20 protein-coding genes and 1 pseudogene are annotated in these 21,562 nt (G+C 50.2%); 5 read left to right on the forward strand and 16 right to left on the reverse strand.

Going from position 1 to position 21,562, the window contains the following annotated elements; translation table 11 throughout:
- Positions 1–166: 166 nt before the first annotated feature.
- The 10 genes and pseudogenes from E6P06_RS14265 to E6P06_RS14310 all read right to left on the reverse strand — a co-directional run bounded on the left by E6P06_RS14265 (position 167) and on the right by E6P06_RS14310 (position 10,316).
- On the reverse strand, positions 167–1,951 hold the full coding sequence (locus E6P06_RS14265; protein WP_139935364.1) for a diguanylate cyclase: 1,785 nt from the start codon (positions 1,949–1,951) through the stop codon (positions 167–169).
- A 119-nt stretch (positions 1,952–2,070) separates the two neighbouring features.
- The gene (locus tag E6P06_RS14270) at positions 2,071–3,180 is read right to left on the reverse strand and encodes an AI-2E family transporter (protein WP_003836479.1); all 1,110 of its coding nucleotides are present in this window, start codon (positions 3,178–3,180) and stop codon (positions 2,071–2,073) included.
- A 165-nt stretch (positions 3,181–3,345) separates the two neighbouring features.
- Complete coding sequence (locus tag E6P06_RS14275; protein WP_139935365.1) at positions 3,346–3,828, reverse strand: glutathione peroxidase; 483 nt, start codon at positions 3,826–3,828, stop codon at positions 3,346–3,348.
- Positions 3,829–3,912: 84 nt separating this feature from the next.
- Positions 3,913–5,877, reverse strand: a pseudogene (locus E6P06_RS14280) (putative bifunctional diguanylate cyclase/phosphodiesterase).
- A 17-nt stretch (positions 5,878–5,894) separates the two neighbouring features.
- Complete coding sequence (locus tag E6P06_RS14285; protein WP_003029241.1) at positions 5,895–6,389, reverse strand: molybdopterin-dependent oxidoreductase; 495 nt, start codon at positions 6,387–6,389, stop codon at positions 5,895–5,897.
- A gap of 407 nt (positions 6,390–6,796) precedes the next feature.
- On the reverse strand, positions 6,797–7,438 hold the full coding sequence (locus tag E6P06_RS14290; protein WP_139935366.1) for a transcriptional regulator: 642 nt from the start codon (positions 7,436–7,438) through the stop codon (positions 6,797–6,799).
- Positions 7,439–7,565: 127 nt separating this feature from the next.
- The gene (locus E6P06_RS14295; RefSeq protein WP_139935367.1) at positions 7,566–8,534 is read right to left on the reverse strand and encodes a threo-3-hydroxy-L-aspartate ammonia-lyase; all 969 of its coding nucleotides are present in this window, start codon (positions 8,532–8,534) and stop codon (positions 7,566–7,568) included.
- 27 nt (positions 8,535–8,561) lie between these two features.
- Positions 8,562–8,957 (reverse strand): RidA family protein, encoded by a 396-nt coding sequence (locus E6P06_RS14300; RefSeq protein ID WP_003029233.1) that lies wholly within the window; start codon positions 8,955–8,957, stop codon positions 8,562–8,564.
- 222 nt (positions 8,958–9,179) lie between these two features.
- Positions 9,180–9,488 carry a monooxygenase gene (locus E6P06_RS14305; RefSeq protein WP_003836470.1) on the reverse strand — a complete coding sequence of 103 codons (309 nt, stop codon included), beginning with the start codon at positions 9,486–9,488 and terminating at the stop codon, positions 9,180–9,182.
- A 36-nt stretch (positions 9,489–9,524) separates the two neighbouring features.
- Entirely contained in the window at positions 9,525–10,316 is a 792-nt protein-coding gene (locus tag E6P06_RS14310; RefSeq protein WP_121540029.1) for a PhzF family phenazine biosynthesis protein, read from the reverse strand.
- A 129-nt stretch (positions 10,317–10,445) separates the two neighbouring features.
- Here E6P06_RS14310 and E6P06_RS14315 point away from each other — a divergent pair, with 129 nt between their 5' ends.
- Positions 10,446–11,144 carry an RluA family pseudouridine synthase gene (locus E6P06_RS14315; RefSeq protein ID WP_139935368.1) on the forward strand — a complete coding sequence of 233 codons (699 nt, stop codon included), beginning with the start codon at positions 10,446–10,448 and terminating at the stop codon, positions 11,142–11,144.
- A gap of 39 nt (positions 11,145–11,183) precedes the next feature.
- Here the strand turns inward: E6P06_RS14315 and mdtK are convergent, their stop codons facing one another.
- Entirely contained in the window at positions 11,184–12,557 is a 1,374-nt protein-coding gene (gene mdtK / locus E6P06_RS14320) for a multidrug efflux MATE transporter MdtK (protein ID WP_048216502.1), read from the reverse strand.
- Between the two features lie 217 nt (positions 12,558–12,774).
- On the opposite strand from mdtK, the gene E6P06_RS14325 reads away from it, so the two are divergent.
- Positions 12,775–13,422, forward strand: a complete 648-nt coding sequence (locus E6P06_RS14325) for a riboflavin synthase (protein WP_003832752.1) — start codon at positions 12,775–12,777, stop codon at positions 13,420–13,422.
- Positions 13,423–13,463: 41 nt separating this feature from the next.
- Here E6P06_RS14325 and cfa read toward each other — a convergent pair whose 3' ends face one another.
- A complete protein-coding gene (cfa, locus tag E6P06_RS14330) occupies positions 13,464–14,612 on the reverse strand; it encodes a cyclopropane fatty acyl phospholipid synthase (protein WP_071697753.1) in 1,149 nt (382 codons plus the stop codon).
- Positions 14,613–14,902: 290 nt separating this feature from the next.
- The gene (gene punC, locus E6P06_RS14335) at positions 14,903–16,108 is read right to left on the reverse strand and encodes a purine nucleoside transporter PunC (protein ID WP_003836456.1); all 1,206 of its coding nucleotides are present in this window, start codon (positions 16,106–16,108) and stop codon (positions 14,903–14,905) included.
- A gap of 113 nt (positions 16,109–16,221) precedes the next feature.
- Here punC and punR point away from each other — a divergent pair, with 113 nt between their 5' ends.
- On the forward strand, positions 16,222–17,154 hold the full coding sequence (gene punR, locus E6P06_RS14340) for a DNA-binding transcriptional activator PunR (RefSeq protein ID WP_003029215.1): 933 nt from the start codon (positions 16,222–16,224) through the stop codon (positions 17,152–17,154).
- On the opposite strand, the gene purR is transcribed toward punR, so the two are convergent.
- Entirely contained in the window at positions 17,151–18,176 is a 1,026-nt protein-coding gene (gene purR, locus E6P06_RS14345) for an HTH-type transcriptional repressor PurR (protein WP_003029211.1), read from the reverse strand. The two genes, punR and purR, sit on opposite strands and share 4 nt — an antisense overlap.
- A gap of 297 nt (positions 18,177–18,473) precedes the next feature.
- Here purR and cydH point away from each other — a divergent pair, with 297 nt between their 5' ends.
- Together cydH and E6P06_RS14355 are read left to right on the forward strand one after the other, a co-directional pair.
- Entirely contained in the window at positions 18,474–18,563 is a 90-nt protein-coding gene (cydH, locus tag E6P06_RS14350; protein ID WP_003029209.1) for a cytochrome bd-I accessory subunit CydH, read from the forward strand.
- Positions 18,564–18,738: 175 nt separating this feature from the next.
- Positions 18,739–19,908 carry an MFS transporter gene (locus E6P06_RS14355; RefSeq protein ID WP_044712340.1) on the forward strand — a complete coding sequence of 390 codons (1,170 nt, stop codon included), beginning with the start codon at positions 18,739–18,741 and terminating at the stop codon, positions 19,906–19,908.
- A 39-nt stretch (positions 19,909–19,947) separates the two neighbouring features.
- On the opposite strand, the gene sodB is transcribed toward E6P06_RS14355, so the two are convergent.
- Complete coding sequence (sodB, locus tag E6P06_RS14360) at positions 19,948–20,529, reverse strand: superoxide dismutase [Fe] (protein ID WP_003029205.1); 582 nt, start codon at positions 20,527–20,529, stop codon at positions 19,948–19,950.
- Between the two features lie 127 nt (positions 20,530–20,656).
- A complete protein-coding gene (locus tag E6P06_RS14365) occupies positions 20,657–21,487 on the reverse strand; it encodes a C40 family peptidase (RefSeq protein ID WP_003029203.1) in 831 nt (276 codons plus the stop codon).
- Between the last annotated feature and the right edge of the window lie 75 nt (positions 21,488–21,562).

Consider the following 21,562-nt stretch of genomic DNA (forward strand, 5'->3'; position numbering starts at 1 on the left):
CTAAATGCAAATAACCGCCTTTCGGCGGTTATCTAAAAATGGGAAAAACACATTCTGACCGCCTTTAAGAAGGCAGCCACCACAGGTTGTAATTAAAAGCGGTGATATCGTGTTTTGTGTTCATTGAATTAACATATCACCGCCTGGCGTTGAGGTAAAGCCATGTTCAACTGGCCTCCAGCATGCCAAAGCTCACGATGCGCGAACGTCCCAGCTCTTTAGCGCGATACAGCGCCACGTCTGCAGCACGCAGCAGGTTGTCGCTCTGGGCGTGCTGCGGATAGCTGGCTACGCCAATAGAGACATCGACGTGACCAATTTCAGAGACGCCAAAGTGCAGCGACAGTTCGCGTACGCCGTTATAAATATCCGTCGCAAGGCGGTTGGCGGCCTGTTCATCCGTATTGGCCAGCAGCACCAGAAACTCCTCACCGCCATAGCGGAAGGCCATGCCGCTGTCGTGAACCACGCGCTGAATGGTGGCGGCGATACTTTTTATCACGCTGTCTCCCGCCTCGTGACCAAAGCGATCGTTAATATTTTTAAAATGGTCGATATCGATCATCAGGCAACTGATCGGCTCCTTGTTGCGTACGGCCTGGCTCATCTGAGTACGTAAGGTATCTTCCAGATGATGACGGTTACGCAGACCAGTTAGCGGATCGTAGAGCGCTTTCTCCAGCAGGGCGTCACGCAGACGCTGGTTGGCTAATGCGAGGCCGAGTGCTTCTGCCATTAGCTCCAGATACGCACGAGAAGGGGTGGAATCATCGCTAAGGTTCTGGAATGAGAGCAGACCGATGGCTTCTCCTTGGGCAATCAGCGGAACGCACAGGGTATGTTGCTGGCATGAATCCGGCAGATGGTAGCAGGCGATATCTGGTTCACCTTGTACCGGAGGGTGGCTCTGGCCGCGGCGCACAGCCCAGCATTCGTCCGGGTGGAACGCATCCGCTTTACCCTGCGGTGAGAGCCATTGTGCAACGCAGCGCATTTGCCAGGGTTCCCGGTCCAGTATGTAAAGCCGCCCGGCAATACCTGGGGCAATATTCGGTGCAAACAGTTCCGCCACATTGATGACATCGGCAAAATTCTCGCAGCCCTGCAGACGCTGCGTCATACGTGCCAGCAGATCGCGGATTGCCCAGTCGACATCTCGCTCCCTCTCCAGTCTCTGACGAGCCAGACCGTTCTCGCGGAATATCCGGATCGCCTGTGCCATGTCGCCTATTTCGTCTATCTGGTTAAAGCTGGGCGTCTCAACGGCATAATCCTGCGATGCGAGACGGTTTACGACATCGCTCAAACGCACGACGGGGCGCAGGACACGACGCTTTAAAATGAAACCGAGAACGAATAAAAACAGCAGCGCCGTCAGACCGACCATCACTTCAGAGGCCGTCCGCAGCATGCGGGATGACTGGGTTGCATCTTCAATCGTGTTGCGTACGCGGCTATCGAGTAACTGGCGGAAATGATCTATACGGTCCTGGGCTCGCTCCAGTTCCTGTTCATAGGCTTTCCCGTACAGCAGGGTGATGGCCTGCGACTCTTCTCCACGCGCGACGCTGGCAAGCGCCTCGGCCTGCTCATCCTGCAGAGCATCCACAATCTGCAGCCCTTCGTGCAATAGCGCCAGCTCTTCATCCGTTGCACCAAGGTCTTTGAGCTTCGACAGACGATGCTCAACGGCTTTCAGCGACGCTTCTTTCTGACGGTAGGCGTTGAGCACCTCAGGATCTTTTGCAATAACATAGTCGCGCGCCAGGTCGGACAGAGACCAGGCGTCAAGCTCCACTTCTTCGGTCAACTGATCGAATTGATAACGCTGCTCTACCACCTGGCGTTCGGTGTTATCGGCGCTGGATGCCATCAGCATGACAATACCGGAGGCGATGGTCAGACATACCGTCGCGCTATAGGCCCAGTTGGTGATTGTGGCAATTCGCACTGATTAGTTCCTTCTGCGACGATTAATGAATACGCATGATTGAAATTATAGAAAACGTATGATTTTGCGTGAAAATAAAAAAGGCGGTCCGAAGACCGCCTTTTGTTATCGTCCGGCCATCACAGATCTGGAGGATTTTTTCCTTCTTCCATAAAGGCTTCGTCAATTCCTTCCACGTTACCTTCATGGTCACGCCCGGAAAACAGGTTCCAGCAGGTAATGAATAGCGCGGCAATCAGTGGGCCAATCACAAAGCCGTTGATACCGTAGATCTCCATTCCACCGAGGGTGCTTATCAGGATCAGGTAATCAGGCATTTTGGTGTCTTTACCTACCAGCAGCGGGCGCAGGATATTGTCCACAAGCCCAACGATAATCACAAAGAAGCCAACGATAAACAGCCCTTGCCATAGCTGATGGGTGGCGAACAGAAATATTGCTGCTGGTACCCAGACGATCGCTGAACCGACGGCGGGCACGAGGGAGAGAAACGCCATCAACGCGCCCCACAGAACGCTACCGTCGATATCTACAATCGCAAACGCGATGCCGCCAAGAATACCCTGAACCAAAGCGACGACCGCCGTGCCCTTGACTGTTGCCCGCGTCACGCCGACGAATTTTGCAAACAGGTGCTGTTTGGCAAAATCAGAAAGCGGTAATGAGTCCAGAATCTGGCGCACCAGGTACGGTCCGTCCTTCAGTAAGAAGAACAGTAGATACAGCATGATGCCGAAGCTAATAGCAAAGCCGAATGTTCCTTTACCAATCAGGAACGCGCTGCCGGCGAGGTACTGTCCACCCTGCAGCACGACATCGGACAGTTTTTTCTGGATCTGCGCGACATCATCCAGATTGTGTTCTGCCAGAAAACCTCTGGCCCAGTCAGGAAGATACGAAAGAACAGAAGCGACGACCTCCGGGAACTGCGTGTCATTCTGTTGCAGTTTGGTGTACACCACGTTCAGTTCAATGGCCAGCGATGACAGGATTACCATCAGCGGGATAAAGACAATCAGACAGATAATGACGATGGTAATCAACGATGCCAGTCCGTTGCGTTCGCCAAGCGCGCTGCGCAGTCTGTTTTTTACCGGGTTAAAGATAGTCGTTAATATCGCGGCCCACAAAATGGCGGAAAAGTAGGGGGACAGCACATCGAAGAACGCCCAGGTCACGAGGGCAAGTATGAAAATGAAGAAACCTTTAGTCAGTCCGTTAAATCGCATTAGTGAACCTTGTAATGAAAAGCAGTCCAGACTATAGAACCGTTCAGGGGATTTACCAACTTTAGCTGAAGATTGCCGCTTATTTTGGCTAATACGGTGACTTACTGAAGATAAAAACCAATGAATATCCACAGTGTTAATGTGATATTTGAATGACAGCAACCATTAGATTTTTAGTGCATCAAAGATGACGGTATCTATTTTTTCTGGAGTGGTGAAGGGGGCAAAACGCTTAAGCGGTTTTCCGTCGCGTCCGACCAGAAATTTAGTGAAGTTCCACTTGATCCTCCCACCCAGTATGCCGGGTAATTCATCTTTCAGGTAACGAAATACCGGGTGTGTAGCGGCACCGTTAACCTCCACTTTCTCAAACATTGGAAAACTCACGCCGTAGTTGACGTAGCAGGTCTGCGCGATTTCGTCGGCCCCACCGGGTTCCTGCTTACCAAACTGGTTGCAGGGGAAACCAAGCACCACCAGGCCCTGTGTGTCGTATTTCTTATACAGTGCTTCAAGGCCCGCATATTGTGGCGTAAAGCCACAATGGCTGGCGGTATTAACCACCAGTACCAGTTTGCCTGCATAGTCGGCCATTGAAATAAGCTGACCATTCAGGCTTGTGGCGGTAAGTTGATGAAAAGTGCTCATTTTTTAAACCTCAGGTCAGGGTGAGTTTAGCGTCGACATTGCCACTCAGCGCGTTACGGGCAGTTGAAGCCTGATAGAAAATCTTCATGGCATCGTTTTTCTGTTGTTTATTGGCACAACTTGACCATTTCTGATTTCCTCATTGACACAAGGTTGAGGTTTACCAAACAGATATCCTTGGGCGAAATCGCAGCCCAGCGCCTGAAGGCTTTTTAGTTGTTCCTGCGTTTCAACACCTTCAGCAACAGCCTTCATATTGAGGGATTTCGCCATGCCCGTGATCAGTTTGATGATATTAAGCGCATCTTCATGTGTGGATATTGAATGCACAAAAGACTTGTCTATTTTAATTTAATCGAAGGCAAGCTTGCTCAGGCGCGAAAGAGAAGAATATCCGGTACCAAAATCATCGATGGAGATTTTTACGCCCAGGGCTCTGAGCTTATTAAGCGTATTCATCGGTGTCGTACTCTCAGTGAAGAGAGAGGACTCTGTTACTTCCAGTTCAAGACGATCGGCTGGGAGTCCAGTTTCTTTCAGAATAGACAGTACGATACCGACAAAGGCTTTGCTGCTTAGCTGGACAGGAGAGACATTTACTGAAATTTTAGCAGGAACCGCCCAACAAGCCGCTTCCCTGCAGGCAATTTCAAGCACTGCTTTCCCCATCTCATTAATCATTCCGGTTTTTTCAGCAACAGGAATAAAGCTATCCGGCGACAGGAGGCCCTTCAGAGGATGGAGCCAACGAATTAGGGCTTCATAGCTATAAATTTCCTGGCTGAAGGAGTCAACAATGGGCTGGTAATAAACCACGAATTCTTTGTTCACTATTGCCAATGCCATATCATGCTCAAGCGTTCTGCTTTCTTGTAGCTTTTCTAACATTCGTTGTCGGAAGACTTTTATCTTACCTGAGCCTTCACCTTTGGCTTCATAAAGGGCCAGATCGGCAAATTTATAAAGATAGTCGGAACGACGTTCAGTGTCTGAGATAACAATGCCAACACAGGTGGTTATGTTGATAATCGTGTTATAAATAGTGTAGGGCTGGCTGATAAATTCACATATTTTCTGGGCCCGCGAAACGGCGTGGCTTTCTGTCAGGCCACTTGAGAGAAACGCAAATTCATCTCCACCCAGGCGATACAGCGTATCCGAAGTAAGGCTCATTGAAACCAGTCGGTCTGATATCTGGCGTAGCAACATATCACCGGCATCATGACCATACGTATCATTTACCTCTTTGAATCGATCTAAATCAAACAACATCACAGTCACAGAATCGTGATTTTTTTCTGCTATCTCAATTGTTTTATTTAAATCGCTCCAGAATAGTTGACGATTATTCATCTCGGTAAGAGAGTCATGGTAGACGTCATATTCCAGTTTAGCATTCTGGATTTGCAGCTTTTCTTTAGATTTCTGCAGTTCTTCGGCAAGACTCTTGACCTGCAGGTGCGCCCGCAGAATATTTCTGTTTTGATAGAAAATGAGCACTCCCAGAATCGCACTCAGTATTATCAGCAGCACCGAGGTTGCTGAGTAAATATAGTACAGCGTTTGAATTTTTTGGTTGGCGTTATTGATCGAGTTAACATCTTTGTTTAACGCACCAGATGAAAGACGACCCAGTGGCGCATCCAGAGTATGCATTTTTTTCAGATAAGCCTGGAGTGCTGAACGGTTCATTTTCTCTAGATTAACATCCAGAAAACTAAGGGTGTTTTCAAGTTTTACCGCCAGCTCACGGTGGGCTATATTGCTTTCTATGTAGCGCCCCAGGTCACCTTCTTTTATTAAATCACTCTGGCTGAGCATAATGTCGAGGCGCATGCGTACATCATCGAGATTCATCGTATCATCGATAGTGTAAAGACCCAGCAATGACTCGAATCGGTAATATTGTGATACCAGCTGAGCAGCAGACCAGGAATCGGTGTAATGAGTCAGTTTCTGTAACTCTTGTTGCCGTTCATGCACGAGGAAAGAGATATATCCGGTAGATATAAAAAGAAAAAAGATGATGCCAGCCAGTATTCTGTTCATGATGTTCCTCTGAACGCTTACTCAATATCCATACTACTGACCTGCCATGCAGACCTTGAATAATAAATCTGATTATTCAGTTCCGGCATGCTGTCATAGGGGTACACAATGAATAAAGGACCTTTATCACGGATGCGCATATATTTTCCGTTGATTTTTAACGCAAGGATGGCATTGTATTTTTTGAAATCACTGAGAGGGATTACGGTGGTGTAGTCATTGAGCGCAGTGACCTTTACAACCGAGCCGCTCGCGCCGACGTAATCCATGAGCTTTTGTAGTGGAATACCCGTAAAAGTAGTGCGTCCATTATACCAGGGGGAGGTGGTCTGGAAACTGACCATGCCCAGCTTCTCAAGGCTGGCGGTATCAAAAACGGCTTTCCCGTCTGCATTTGTATTTTCAATATTACCGGACAGCGTTAAAAGAACTGTACCGGAAGGCTGGGGAAGTTCACCTGCCCAGAGCTGGGTGGTGAGCACAAAGCTTACTAACATTACGATTAACCGCATTCTTACCTCACCAATCAGCCGGATGTAAAAGAATTATAATTTAGATATCACTCTATTTATATATATTGCATAGGTATTATTGATGCAATAAATTCAGCTTTATTTTTATTCCTCTAAATCAATGGGTTAGATTTTGTCTGTTTTATTATGATGTTTAATCAATGCTGATGGTGTTATTTGAGGAAAACGTAATCTCACTATGTATGTACAAAAATAAATCATTTATTGACTCAGTGCCAATAAATGCCTACGAAAATAAAGGTTTATTTTTCCCAGCGGCGGGGCGTTGTTTACTGGTGGTGGCTATATCGGATACGAAGCGGGCCAAAGTATAGCGGGAGCGCTTCGTGTCGGTAATCAAAATCAGACTTTTTATGCTGCGGCTGGTGCAGTTCAACTGAACCCGTTTATTCACCCGCCTGAACTGACTGGCGGGCATACAGGTAGGCGGTGGCCCTTGATACGCCCAGATGCTGTGCCACCGTATCCATAGATTTGCGTACGTTAAGCAAACCGTCCTGGCGTAATTGTTGAATCAGCAGCTTACGGTCTTGAGGTTTAAGGGCTCGGGCCGTCGTAGCGCGTTTAGCGGCAAAGTCATCAATACGCTGGCGGATGACTTCGTTACTGCCGGGATCGATATGTTCCTTAATGGGGGAGTTTTCGGTTTCAGTAAAACGCGCAAGAGCACTCTGCATACCACGAAACAGCGTCATATCTACATTCAGACAGAGAGCTGCTGCGTATCTGCCTTCTTCGTCCTTGATGCCAATTGAGGTACTTTTCACCGGGCGACCATCGGCAAACTGATTACTGTAGTTCGCAATGATGCTGGGAAAGTCAGGCGATGCGATTCTCGCCAGGCCAAGCTCGGTTGCTGGCTGGCCGGGTTGACGTCCGGACAGATTATTATGGATGGATAAAATGGCATGTTCAGGATTTTTGAGGTCATGAACCACCACTTCGCAAAACGGAGAGAAGGTCTCACTCAATCCCCTGGCGATAGTATCAATTTGGCTGAGAAGCGAGTTATTGTCGGTTTTTGGCATGCCAGTCTCCTGCGGTGATGCCTGTTGCCATGATTGCGAGCAGTTTACAGTGACCTGGGATCGTTTTTCCAGACGGCAATGTACAGACAGTAACATTAGGGTATCTGCATGACAGATACCCTGTTTATCATCCGGCCAGAAATTCACTGTAGCGGCTGATATCCACGTTTCCGCCGCTGATGATAATGCCGACTTTCTTGCCGAGAAGTTCAGCTTTGCGCGCTCTGGCGGCAGCAAAACCCAGACACCCGGTCGGCTCAACGACGATTTTCATGCGTTCAGCGATAAATTTCATTGAGGTGATTAACTCAGCGTCTGAAACCGTCAGAATATCGTTCACGTTTTGCTGGATAATCTGAAACGTATAGTTCCCGAGATGTTGGGTCTGAGCACCGTCAGCAATGGTTTTGGGCGTATCGATATGAACAATTTTTCCGCTACGAAACGACTGTTGACCATCGTTCCCCGCCTCAGGTTCTACACCATAGACGATGCAGTCAGGAGACAGATGTCTGGCAGCCAGAGCGGATCCTGAGAGCAGGCCGCCACCGCCCAGACAAACGAAAAGGGCGTCTAACTGACCCACTTCTTCAATCAGCTCTTTTGTGGCGGTGCCCTGGCCTGCAATCACGTGCGGATGGTCGTAAGGGGGGATCAGCGTTAACCCCTGTTTCTCTGCCAGGCCCCGACCAATTTTTTCACGATCTTCAGTATATCGATCGTAAGTTACCACCTTTCCGCCATAGCCTTTTGTTGCTGCAACTTTAGCTACCGGAGCATCATGCGGCATGATAATTGTTGCTGGAATCCCCAATAATTTTGCCGACAGTGCAATGGCCTGCGCATGGTTACCGGAAGAAAACGTCACGACGCCCGCAGCACGTTGTTGTGGTGTGAACTGGCGTAGCGCATTCATAGCGCCGCGAAATTTGAAGGCGCCCATTCTCTGGAAGTTTTCGCACTTAAAGAAGACTTCCGCGCCAAATTCTTCATTAACCGTTCGGGATGTCATCACCGGCGTTTTGTTAGCATAATCTGCGATGCGCGCTGCCGCAGCGGCAACATCGTTATAATCAGGCAGTGTCATTTCAGTCATTGTTGTTTACCTGTATGTTGTTAAATGTCACGCTTGCGGGGCCAACGCCATAGCTTCAACTTCCAGCGCAAAACCATAATGAAGTTCCGCAACACCGGCTACAGCACGGGATGGACGGAAATCACCGATCCACTCCCCATAGATTTTGTTAAACGTCGGCCACTGATTCATATCCGTCACATAGACGCGAACTGACACCAGATGCTGGCGGGAAACTCCAGCACCCGCCAGACAAGCATCAATATTCTGTAGCACCAGCCGGGTTTGATCTTCAAAAGAGGCATCCGCTTTTTTCTCGCCGTCGAAAGTTACCGGCAATTGCCCAGAAATGAAGACGAAACCGCCAGCCGTTGTACTGTGCGAGTAATGACCTGCTGGCGGGAAGCTTCCAGCAGATGAGTTCAGTGTAATGTCCGCGGACATAATAAACCTCCTGTAGCTAATGATTCACTTTGTATAAAATAATACAATTTGTATTATTTTATACGCCTATATGCCACTTTCGGCTAGAGATAATTTTCGCGGGTGATGATTTTGTGAACTATTGCAAATGTGGCTAACGTAAATCGCTAACCTGGGTAGGAACGAAGAGGGGAAGGCAGGAGAGTGAAGAAACGCCCCGGGCGGGGCGTCTAAGGCAAAATACTAGCCGATGTGACCGTGGTTAATTTTAGTTAACGGTTCATTGATATCGAAGATTTTGAACGTCACGTCTTCCACACCCAGATGCTTCAGACGGGCGGTATGCTTTTTGATATAGGCCTGAGCGGTGTCTTCGTCCCGGAACAGGTAGATGCCACCCGCTTCGTGATTTGCTTCGTTCTCGGTCCAGATTTTCCAGATGAACCCCGGCTCCTGGTTGATTGATTCGGCCAGTTCAACGAGCTGACTCGACATCTCAGCCCCAAACGGACCATGAAAATCAAAGTGTATCTGCACGAGTTTGTTCGACATAAATCCTCCATGGATTGGTTATTTCGGGTAAGGCTGCTAGCGCAGCAGCACTTTACCGGTCAGATAAGTTATTGCCTGTCCACTGATATAAACACGCGTTCCTGCTAACTGACAGCGTAAATCCCCGCCGCGCTCAGAGACCTGGCGCGCCAGCATCTGTGTTTTATTCAGTTTTGCAGCCCAGTAAGGGATCAGCATGCTATGTGCCGAGCCTGTGACCGGGTCTTCAGCGACGGCTTCACCCGGGCAGAAGAAACGGCTGACAAAATCGTATTCCCCGTCACCCGGCGCGGTGATGCACACCATTTTCCCCAGCGGATGCATGGCGTGGATGTTTGGGCGAACAGCCTCAACCTGCTGTTGATTTTCCAACACCACCATGTAATCGCGTGCCACGCGCATCTCCTTGTATTCGGTGATGCCTAATGTTTCCAGCAGTAAAGTGGGCGGCATGGCAGATTCGCTTTGCCAGGCTGGAAAATCGAGCGTCAGCCATTCACCGCTGCGCGTGACCGTCAGCGGTCCCACAAAGCGGGTAGCAAAATGGATTTTTGTATCCGGGTAATCCAGATGTTCAAAGATGACATGCGCGGCGGCAAGCGTGGCATGCCCACACAGATTGATTTCACCCTGAGTGGTAAACCAACGCAGCTCAAAACCATTCTCATTGGCGACAAAAAAAGCGGTTTCTGACTGGTTATGCTGCTGCGCCATCTTTAATAATGTTTCATCGGGCAACCAGTCCGTGAGCGGACAGACTGCTGCGGCATTACCGCCAAACGTCGTGGTGGTAAAAGCATCCACCATGTAAAAATCGATTTGTTGCACAGAATAACCCTCTCATCGCACTCAGGATAAATCACACTCTACCATGCCAGCCATTGGGTCAGCGCTCCGATTCGCCACTGCGGTGAAAATTCGTTATCATCCGTCCCCACACCTCATTCTGGCCGCCTGATGTCTACGATCCTCGATACCTTTATTGCCCCGCCTTGTCATGACGAGATAGAGACCCTCTATCGGGACGAGCATCTGGTGCTAATCAATAAACCCAGCGGGTTACTTAGCTTGTCGGGCAAAAATCCGCAGAATCTCGATTCGGTACATCATCGGCTGGTACAGATTTACCCTGGCTGCACGCTGGTACATCGGCTTGATTTCGGCACTTCTGGACTGATGGTGGTCGCCCGTAACAAGGCTATCAACGCTGCACTTTGCCAGCAGTTCAGCCAGCGTACGGTCACTAAGGTGTACAGCGCGCTGTTATGCGGGCATCTGGAAAACGACGAAGGAGTTATCGATGCAGCGATTGCCAAAGACCCGGCGCTGTTTCCATTAATGTCAATTTGTGCTCTCAACGGCAAACCCGCACGCTCGCGCTATCAGGTTGTCGAGCGCTTTTATCATCGTCAGGAAAAGGGGGCGTTGCTCCCCTTGACGCGGGTACAACTAATGCCTGAAACCGGGCGAACCCACCAACTGCGGATCCACTGTCAGCTGTTGGGAAATCCGATTTTAGGCTGTGATTTGTATGGCGGGCGTCTGCTGCCTGGCACTGAAAGGGCGCCGCGACTGATGCTGCATGCCAGTGAACTGCATTTCAGGCATCCCATTAGTGAAGCGTGGATGAACGCCCAAAACACCAGCCCGTTCTGAGGATGTAAAAAAAGCCGCCAGACGGCGGCTATTTGGGCATTATCGTGCAGCTCGTTGCAATATAACCGCTGACGGCTGGCGTTGCAGAAAGCGCATCCGCAGCATCATCAGCACCGCCGCAGAGGTCAGGCCGATAATAAAGCCCATCCAGAATCCTGCTGGCCCCATTCGGTCAACCACCAGATCGGTCAGCGCCAGAATATAGCCGCTCGGCAGACCCAGCACCCAGTAGGCTGTAAAGGTTATAAAGAAAATGGAACGCGTATCTTTATAACCACGCAGGATCCCGCTGCCAATAACCTGGATAGAGTCCGATATTTGATACACCGCGGCCAGTAACATGAGCTGCGCGGCCAGGGTGACGACTTCCGGATTATTGTTGTAGAGCAGGGCAATATGCTCGCGGAATGTCACGGTGAAAAGCGCCGTTACGACCGCCATGCAGACACCGACACCCAGGCCCGTTCTGGCTGCAGTTTGTGCATCCAGCGTGGAGCCCTGGCCCAGACGATAACCGACACGAATGGTGACGGCAGCAGCCAGAGACATCGGCAGGACGAACATTAACGAACTGAAGTTCAGTGCTATCTGGTGTCCGGCCACGTCGATAATCCCCAGCGGGGATACCAGCAGAGCGACCACCGCAAACAGCGTTACCTCGAAAAATAACGCCAGCGCGATAGGTAAACCCAGTTGCACCAGACGCTTCATTACTGCGGTGTCAGGTTTCTGGAAACCACGCTCATTACGGATATCGCGCATTGAGCGCGCTCGTTTGATGTAAGAGAGCATGGCGATAAACATCACCCAGTAAACAGCCGCCGTAGCCACGCCGCAGCCTACGCCACCCAGTTCCGGCATGCCTAAATGTCCATAAATGAAAACGTAGTTAACCGGAATGTTCACCAGCAGGCCGAGAAAGCCCATCACCATCGCTGGTTTAGTTTTGGCTAATCCTTCGCACTGGTTACGGGCTACCTGGAAGAACAAATACCCCGGTGCACCCCACAGCAAGGCACGCAGGTAGCCAACGGCTTTATCCGCCAGCGCCGGGTCAATGTTATGCATGGAGCGAATAATGTACCCTGCGTTCCATAGCACAACCATAATCAGCACGGAGACGCTGCCCGCCAGCCAGAATCCCTGACGTATTTGATGGGCGATACGGTCGCGGCGTCCGGAACCATTGAGTTGCGCAATGACCGGCGTCAAAGCCAGCAGTAGTCCATGACCAAACAGAATGGCAGGTAACCAGATAGAGGTACCAATGGCGACTGCCGCCATATCAGTAGCGCTGTATCCGCCCGCCATGACGGTATCAACGAATCCCATTGCGGTTTGAGCGATTTGCGCAAGAATCACCGGTATTGCCAGAGCTAATAACTGACGCGCTTCACTTACATACTTTTGCACGTGTACACCACTATATTGTTGTTATTTGAGAGACTAAAAAAGCCGCCTTATATGGCAGCAAGGAGAAAAAGCAGGGGAAATTTCAGTCTATTGTAGCGAGGAATACGTAATTCTCCAGTGAAAAAACAGGCGCTGGTGGCGCATTGCTGGCAACCTGAATTTCCACCTGCTATTGTGCTGTGCAGAGATGTCTTAATTGAGTTCAGGAGTAGGAAGTATGTTTACGGGTATTGTGCAGGGCACCGCAAAATTGGTGTCCATTGATGAAAAACCAAATTTTCGTACGCATGTTGTGGAGTTGCCTGAATATATGCTGGATGCGCTGGAGACCGGCGCATCGGTTGCCCACAATGGGTGCTGCCTGACGGTCACCGAAATTAACGGTAACCAGATAAGCTTTGACCTGATGAAAGAAACGCTGCGTATCACCAATCTGGGCGATCTGAAGGTCGGTGATTTGGTTAACGTTGAGCGTGCGGCAAAATTCAGTGATGAGATTGGCGGACATTTAATGTCGGGCCATATTATGACCACTGCCGAAGTGTCGAAAATTCTGACCTCGGAGAATAACCGTCAGGTGTGGTTTAAAGTCCAGGACCCGTCGCTGATGAAATATATCCTGTACAAAGGATTTATTGGTATTGACGGTATCAGTCTGACGGTCGGTGAAGTGACGCCGACGCGTTTCTGTGTGCACTTGATCCCGGAAACGCTGGAGCGTACGACGCTTGGCAAGAAAAAGCTGGGCGCAAGGGTCAATATCGAAATCGATCCCCAAACGCAGGCGGTGGTTGATACTGTTGAGCGTGTACTGGCGGCGCGTGAAAGCGCCATCAGCAACATAACGGGCGAAGCGGGAGCCTAAGCCTGAGAGTTAAGCCCTCGTTGATACGGGGGCGATAACGATTAACGGGGAACGCGCAGGCCGTGTTCAACGCCGCGAGAAAATACCACCTGCCATAACTGAATATCGCGAGCTCGAAACGCTCCGGCACAAGCGTTCAGATAATAGCTGAACATCCGCTTGAAACGTTCGGTATAGTTATCGGCGATTTCAGGCCAGGAGTTAATGAAACGTTCGTGCCAGGCCATCAGCGTCGTGTCGTAATCCGCGCCAAAATTATGCCAGTCTTCCATTACAAAATGTGGCTCGCTGGCGTTGGCAATCTGGCGAACTGATGGTAAACAGCCGTTCGGGAAGATATATTTATTGATCCACGGATCAACGTTATTGTCGGTCTTTTTGGAGCCGATGCTATGCAATAAAAAGAGACCATCCGGTTTTAAATTGCGATCGACCACGTCAAAATAGGTGGCGTAGTTTTTCGGCCCTACATGCTCAAACATGCCGACGGAAACAATACGATCGAATTTGTCATTCAGGTCACGATAATCCTGCAGCAAAATTGTGACATCAAGCCCCGCACACCGTGACTGCGCCATTTTCTGCTGTTCTGCCGAAATGGTTACACCCACCACGCTTACGCCATATTGCGATGCCATAAACTGGGATAAGCCGCCCCAGCCGCAGCCTATATCGAGCACCCGCATCCCTGGCTTCAACTGCAGCTTTTCAGCAATCATTTTTAGCTTCGCCTGCTGGGCAGATTCCAGGGTGTCGGCATCTTTCCAGTAGGCGCAGGAATACTGCATATAGGGGTCCAGCATGCGAGTAAAGAGATCGTTGCCTAAATCGTAATGTTCTTTGCCGACAACCCATGCACGCTTTTTGGTCTGCAAATTGAACAAGCGAGCAGCGGCAATTCGTAACGTATCTTTGAAGTGGCGGGGGAGTTGGTTTTCAAGACCGGCGCGTAGGACTTTACTAAAAAACATGTCCAGCCGGTCGCATTCCCACCAGCCATCCATATAACTTTCACCCAACCCTAACGATCCTTCCTGCAATACACGTTTGAAAAAATCGGGGTTCTTTACGCGAATATCCGCCGGTGCCGGGCCATTAATGGTAATGCCTGCACGGCTCAATAATTCATTGGTGATGCGGTACCAGTCATCATCCGGTACTCTGACGTCTTCTATACACGATGAACTCATAGCTTCTCCATCACTGGTCGGTGATCAGAACCTTAAAACAGCGTAGACGCTTTTTTGGGCTTTGTGAGAAATCTCACGGAATTAATCCGTGAATCTATAATCCGACGTAGAACAGAGGAAGGGAGGAACCCTTGCCGAAAAGACCATCCGTGGGAATACGGGAACATTCTTGTTCCCGCTAACACATAAAAATTATCGTTTTTTTAACATCCGGAAATCAGTATAGGCCTGAACTTTTGACGATTCAACCGATAATTCTTAGCGGGCTAATTAATTGCCCGCGACAATTATTAGTGAGACTCTCCATGGGCAATTTGCGCGCGGTCATCTGTTTGCGGGGCGTCAGTTTTCTGCGATTGCATTTTGTAACCCACAGCAGCCAGCAATACCGTGGTCAGCATAACGCTGGTAGTGGTGAGCAGCGGGGTAGCAATCAACCAGGAAACGACAAGGCTTGCCAGGAAGCATAAACCCAGTTGCAGCGTATTCTGCAATGCGGCAGCGCGTCCAGTGGCCTGTGGGAAAGGGCGTAATGCCTGCGCGACAACGATAGGGTAGATTGCGCCGTTCGCAATCGCCATAACGCAGAATGGGATCAGGATTTCAGCCAATGCGACATGATGAATAAAGCCGGTCGCCCAGGTGCCTACAACGCTGAAGGCATACAGAATGAGTAACCAGGGCAGCAGCTGACGACCCTGCCATTTTTGCAGCGCAGCACGACAGCCGTAACCACCGATTAAAAAGGCGATAGTTTGCGGAACATAGCTCAGACCAATTACCGCTGGGCTATAACCCATTTCGCTAAGGATGAACGGGGAACCCGTCAGCCATGCAAAAAAGCTCGCGGAACAGGCGGCATAAATCAGCACGTTTCCACGGTAAGTTTTCGAGCGCAGCAAGGTGGTGAAAGTCAGTTTATCCTGGCTGTCATCGCGTGCTTTAGCTGTAGGCTTTAAACGCAGCGCCGGAAGCATCAGAATCAGAGTAATGGCGAACAGGGTGGCAAAAATGGCCTGCCAGGAAAAATGTACCAGGATCCAACTACCTAATAACGGGGCGAGGGCAGGTGATAACCCGACCAGCGGCATAATGGTGGCAAAGATGCGGTTTACTTTTTGTGAAGGATAATAGTCGGTAACCAGCGCTTGCCAGATAACCGATGCTGCACAGACGCCAACGGCCTGAACAAATCGCAGTACCAGCAGGCCTGTGGCGTTTTCAACCCACAGCATGCCCAGACTGCCCAGTGCGAAAATAGATAAACCCAGCAGCAAAATAGGCTTGCGACCATAGTGGTCAGAGAGCGGTCCCCACAGCAGTTGTGCGACGGCAAAACCGGCTAAGAACAAGCTCAGGCTAGCGCTGACGGCAGATGCAGGCGTTTGCAGATCGGACTGAATTGCGGCGAAGGCGGGCAGATACATATCTGTTGCCAGAAAGCCGAGCACGCTAAGGCCCGCTAGCCAGACTAAAAACCCTTTCCCAGGTTGCATCATTATTTCTCTTTTTTTAGCAATAGAACAATGCCGCTGAGTGTAGTGAGTGTAATTCTCGCTGTGAAACGCTAATATTTGCTTACTGATTTCAAAATTTTTGCAGGCAGAATATGTGGTCGGAATATTCACTTGAAGTGGTTGATGCGGTTGCGCGTAACGGTAGCTTTAGTTCGGCCGCACAGGAGCTACACCGTGTACCTTCGGCGGTAAGCTACACTGTGCGCCAACTGGAAGAGTGGCTGGCGGTACCACTTTTTGAGCGACGTCATCGGGATGTGGAATTAACGCCTGCCGGGGCATGGTTTTTAAAAGAAGGTCGCTCTGTTATCAAAAAAATGCAGATCACGCGCCAGCAATGTCAGCAAATTGCCAACGGCTGGCGCGGACAGCTGGCGATCGCAGTCGATAACATTGTCCGCCCGGATCGTACCCGACAGATGATCGTGGATTTTTACCGTCACTTTGATGATGTGGAGTTGTTAGTTTTTCAGGAAGTGTTTAACGGCGTATGGGACGCGCTGTCCGATGGACGCGTGGAGCTGGCCATCGGCGCCACACAGGCGATTCCGGTAGGGGGGCGCTATACCTTCCGCGATATGGGAATGCTGAGCTGGAGCTGCGTGGTAGCCAGCCATCATCCACTGGCGTCAATGCCCGGACCGCTAAGTGATGATACGTTGCGCAACTGGCCGTCACTGGTACGCGAAGATACCTCCCGTACGCTGCCAAAGCGTATTACCTGGCTGCTGGATAACCAAAAACGCGTCGTCGTGCCCGACTGGGAATCATCCGCTACCTGCTTATCAGCAGGGCTGTGTGTTGGCATGGTACCGACGCATTTTGCCAAGCCGTGGATCGATAGCGGCAAGTGGGTTGCGCTGCAACTGGAGAACCCCTTTCCTGATGCTGCATGCTGTCTGACATGGCAGCAGAACGATACGTCACCGGCATTGAGTTGGCTGCTGGACTATTTAGGGGATAGTGAAACGTTGAACAAGGAATGGCTGCGGGAGCCAGATGAGACTCCCGCACAACAGGCTTAACGGCGGTAATCGCGGAACGGACCGTCGGCAACGGAGCGACGCTCAACCAGACGTGGATGCACCTCGATAGACTGTGACTCTTCACGTTTATTCACGATACGGTCTAACAGCATGTTGAAGGCCGTTTCACCTAGTGAATCCTTCGGCTGGTGAATAGTCGTTAAGGCCGGCGTGAAGAAGCGGGCGTTGCGCACGTTGTCGTAGCCGATGAGTGAGACATCCTGTGGCACGCGCAGACCCATTTCGTCAGCGGCGCACAGCGCACCCATCGCCATAATATCGCCACCGCAGAAGACAGCGGTCGGACGATGCGACTGCGACAGAATTTGCTGCATGGCGCGATAGCCGGACTCAGGCTCGAAATCGCCCTGGACAATCCAGTTATCAGGCACTTTAATCAGCGCTTCTTCCATCGCTTTCATAAAGCCCGCCAGACGCCCGGCCCCGGTGTTACGTTCCATTGGACCTGGGATCACGCCAATTTCACGATGACCGCGTTCTACCAGATACCGACCCGCCATGTAACCGCCTTCGAAGGCGTTATCAATGACCGTATCGGTAAAGTCGGCTTTAGCTTCGCCCCAGTCCATGACGACCATCGGAATATGGCGATACTCTTCGAGCATCGAAAGCAGCGACTCCGGATACTCAGAACACATCACCAGCAGACCATCAACGCGCTTTTGCGCCATCATCGACAAATAGGCCTGCTGCTTTTCGAGACTGTTCCATGCGTTACCCAGAATCAGCGTATAGCCTTTCTGGAAACAGTTTTTCTCCACGGCTTCGATAATTTCTGCGAAATAGGCCGCTTCGCTGCTGGTCGCCAGCAAGCCAATAGACTTGGTGTGATTCACCTTCAGGCTGCGGGCAACTGCGCTCGGAGAATAGTGCAGTTCTTTGATCGCTGCCCAGACAGCATTACGCGTTTCTTCCGCGACAAAGCGCGTCTTGTTAATTACGTGTGATACGGTTGTAGTGGAAACGTTTGCTCGCTTCGCTACATCTTTAATTGTTGCCATTACATCTCACTCCAGACCATATCCTAAGCTCCTGAGAATACTCCAGGTAAACGTTTGCCTTTACACACCCTTAGCGCAACGTAAGGGTTGCGGCACGCCGGGAAAACGACACGGAACGTCAGGAAGGGGTCAATGGCCGGTACGCTAATCAAGTAAGCGTGGAATTTTGTCTGATCTTAACGAAAAGGGGAAGAGTTAAAAGCAGTTATCAATATAAATCGTGAGAGATTTTTGCTTTCAAGTGTGTAAAAATGCGCAATATCACTTTTTGTGTGGGAATAAAAAGGAGAAAACTTGATGAGCACCGATCTGAAATTTTCGTTAGTGACTACCATTATTGTTCTGGGTTTGATCGTCGCGGGTGGCCTGACCGCAGCGCTGCATTGATTTCCCCGAGGGAGTTAGCTCTCCCTCACTCTTTCCGCTCGTCTATCTCTTCTATTGTTTGCGAATAAGCAAAAGTCTTTTGCAATTTTGTTAACTTTATTAATTTTGCGATCAATGTCATGCTTTTGACTCTTATTTTATGTCGCGCCACGGCTCGACGTTACGGAGTCGCAATATGAAACTCAATTATCCTTTACTGGCGCTGGCGATCGGAGCGTTTGGCATAGGCACCACCGAATTTTCGCCAATGGGATTATTGCCCGTCATAGCCAAAGGTGTGGATGTCTCGATTCCGGCGGCCGGCATGCTGATCAGCGCCTATGCGGTAGGTGTGATGATAGGTGCACCGCTGATGACATTGCTGCTGTCTCATCGCGCGCGACGTAATGCTTTGATATTCCTGATGGCAATTTTCACGCTGGGTAATGTGCTTTCGGCTATCTCGCCGGATTACACCACGCTAATGCTATCGCGTATTTTGACCAGTCTTAACCATGGCGCCTTTTTTGGTCTCGGTTCAGTGGTTGCTGCCAGTGTTGTACCCAAACATAAGCAGGCCAGCGCCGTAGCAACGATGTTTATGGGGTTAACCATCGCCAATATTGGCGGCGTTCCGGCGGCGACATGGCTTGGTGAAACCATCGGCTGGCGCATGTCATTTATGGCCACTGCGGGTCTGGGCGTCATTGCTATGGTCAGCCTGTTCTTCTCCTTACCCAAGGGTGGAGCCGGAGAGCGCCCGGATGTTCGCAGCGAACTGGCGGTACTTATGCGCCCACAGGTGTTGTCGGCATTACTGACTACCGTACTGGGTGCTGGGGCGATGTTCACGCTTTATACCTACATCTCGCCAGTTCTGCATACTATCACTCATGCCACTCCGGCATTTGTTACCGGGATGCTGGTGTTGATAGGCATTGGTTTCTCGATCGGTAACTACTTTGGTGGCAAGTTTGCTGACCGTTCAGTCAACGGTACGTTGAAAGGCTTTTTACTGCTGCTGATGGTTATTATGCTGGCCATTCCTTTCCTTGCGCGTAATGAGCTGGGGGCGGCGATCAGTATGGTGGTCTGGGGCGCGGCGACGTTCGCGGTCGTTCCACCGTTGCAGATGCGTGTGATGCGCGTTGCCAGTGAAGCGCCTGGATTATCATCGTCAGTCAATATTGGCGCGTTTAATCTGGGGAACGCTCTGGGTGCAGCGGCCGGTGGGGCGGTGATATCAGGCGGCCTGGGCTACAGTTTTGTGCCAGTGATGGGGGCGATTGTGGCGGGACTTGCGCTGCTGCTGGTGTTTATTTCCGCAAGAAGACAGCCAGAAGAGGCTTTCACGACCGCGAATTAATGCAAAAACGCAGAAGGAAGCCCTTCTGCGTTATCTTTTTTATGCTGCGAAGTTCTTCGCAACAAATTCCCAGTTCACCAGCGCCCAGAAATGTTCCAGGTAGCCAGGACGGGCATTGCGATAGTCGATGTAGTAGGCGTGTTCCCATACATCAACGGTCATCAGCGGCGTCGCGTCGGTGGTCAGCGGAGTACCTGCGTTGGAGGTGGAGACGATAGCCAGTTTGCCATCAGTTCCTTTAACCAGCCAGGTCCAGCCAGAACCGAAGTTTTTGATAGCGGCATCGGTGAACTGCGCTTTGAAATCTGCAAAGCTGCCAAAGGAGGCGGCAATTGCATCGGCCAGTTTACCGGTTGGTTCGCCACCTGCGTTTGGTGCCAGGCAGTTCCAGTAGAACGTGTGGTTCCATACTTGTGCTGCGTTATTGAATACACCGCCTTCAGAGCTACGAACGATCTCTTCCAGTGATTTGCCTTCAAACGCCGTGCCTTTAATCAGATTGTTCAGATTGGTCACGTAGGTTTGATGGTGTTTGCCATAGTGATATTCCAGCGTTTCGGCAGAAATGTGCGGTGCCAGAGCATCTTTGGCATACGGTAATGCAGGTAATTCAAACGACATTGCTTCTCTCCTTATTATTTATATTGAGTACACACAATAGCCTCATTGTGAGTAAGGATAGGGTAGCAAATTGAAAGGTTATGCAAAAGAAGAACTTACCCTACAGTGTGTTCTGTAGGGTAAGTTTTTAGCGAATTGTTTTTGGCGTCATTACCCGACGAGCGCCCACATAGTGGCGCTGCCAGTAATCTTCGCTCAGAGAGGTGATTTGAATTTCCTGCCCGCTACGCGGTGACTGAATAAACTTACCGTTTCCGACGTAGACGCCGACGTGATCGGCCGTTCCGCGACCCTGGGTACGAAAGAAGACCAGATCGCCATTTTTCAGTTCGCCACGTTCAATCGGTGCGGCATCACGCAGATGATACATTTCGTTCGCGGTACGCGGAATGCGGAACTTCACAAGATCTTTATAGGCGTAATAAACCAGACCGCTGCAGTCAAACCCGGTTCTTGGCGAGGAACCGCCCCAACGATAAGGTTTACCGATTTGGTTCATCAAAGTGGACATAGCGGTTTTAGTCGCTTTCTGCACTTTCACTTTATGGGCGTCAGCAAGCGTAGTTGGTGCAGTGGTTTTCACCTTCACGCAGCGTGGTTTATGACCTTTGCGCGGTGTGCATTTTTCAGTCCAGGTAACAGCTGCGGTTTGTGCTACGGCAGTTTTACCACGACGATTTGCAGTTTTAGTCGACTTTGCCGGAGTGGCAGTGCGTTTTTTAGAAGAGGAAGCGGTTTTGGTGCTGGTTTTACTGGTGGTTTTTGTCGCCGTTTTCTTGCTGGTCTTTGTTGTTTTTTGGCTGGTTGTTGCGCTTTTCTTTTTATCTACCGTTTTGATGGTGTGAGAATTGGTAGGTGTCGCCCTGGCTTGCTTGGAAGCATGAGCCATAGGCGTAAAGGGCAGTGTAGTAAAAAGTAAAGCACAGAGCGTGATCGAGATTCGGTTTATCCGCGCCACTGAGCAGTCCTCTGGTAAGGCAGGTCTATCGTGCCTGCGTGTGATTTTCAAAACTTGACGATTCTAATCTATAGA

The organism is Citrobacter sp. CF971, from assembly GCF_006385635.1.
GTDB lineage: Bacteria > Pseudomonadota > Gammaproteobacteria > Enterobacterales > Enterobacteriaceae > Citrobacter > Citrobacter freundii.

Coding starts and splice junctions, on each gene's coding strand:
- E6P06_RS14270 (WP_003836479.1), bottom strand. CDS start 3,180: ATGCGATTTAACGGACTGACTAAAGGTTTCTTCATTTTCATACTTGCC.
- E6P06_RS14275 (WP_139935365.1), bottom strand. CDS start 3,828: ATGAGCACTTTTCATCAACTTACCGCCACAAGCCTGAATGGTCAGCTT.
- E6P06_RS14285 (WP_003029241.1), bottom strand. CDS start 6,389: ATGCGGTTAATCGTAATGTTAGTAAGCTTTGTGCTCACCACCCAGCTC.
- E6P06_RS14290 (WP_139935366.1), bottom strand. CDS start 7,438: ATGCCAAAAACCGACAATAACTCGCTTCTCAGCCAAATTGATACTATC.
- E6P06_RS14295 (WP_139935367.1), bottom strand. CDS start 8,534: ATGACTGAAATGACACTGCCTGATTATAACGATGTTGCCGCTGCGGCA.
- E6P06_RS14300 (WP_003029233.1), bottom strand. CDS start 8,957: ATGTCCGCGGACATTACACTGAACTCATCTGCTGGAAGCTTCCCGCCA.
- E6P06_RS14305 (WP_003836470.1), bottom strand. CDS start 9,488: ATGTCGAACAAACTCGTGCAGATACACTTTGATTTTCATGGTCCGTTT.
- E6P06_RS14315 (WP_139935368.1), top strand. CDS start 10,446: ATGTCTACGATCCTCGATACCTTTATTGCCCCGCCTTGTCATGACGAG.
- E6P06_RS14325 (WP_003832752.1), top strand. CDS start 12,775: ATGTTTACGGGTATTGTGCAGGGCACCGCAAAATTGGTGTCCATTGAT.
- cfa (WP_071697753.1), bottom strand. CDS start 14,612: ATGAGTTCATCGTGTATAGAAGACGTCAGAGTACCGGATGATGACTGG.
- punC (WP_003836456.1), bottom strand. CDS start 16,108: ATGCAACCTGGGAAAGGGTTTTTAGTCTGGCTAGCGGGCCTTAGCGTG.
- punR (WP_003029215.1), top strand. CDS start 16,222: ATGTGGTCGGAATATTCACTTGAAGTGGTTGATGCGGTTGCGCGTAAC.
- purR (WP_003029211.1), bottom strand. CDS start 18,176: ATGGCAACAATTAAAGATGTAGCGAAGCGAGCAAACGTTTCCACTACA.
- cydH (WP_003029209.1), top strand. CDS start 18,474: ATGAGCACCGATCTGAAATTTTCGTTAGTGACTACCATTATTGTTCTG.
- E6P06_RS14355 (WP_044712340.1), top strand. CDS start 18,739: ATGAAACTCAATTATCCTTTACTGGCGCTGGCGATCGGAGCGTTTGGC.
- sodB (WP_003029205.1), bottom strand. CDS start 20,529: ATGTCGTTTGAATTACCTGCATTACCGTATGCCAAAGATGCTCTGGCA.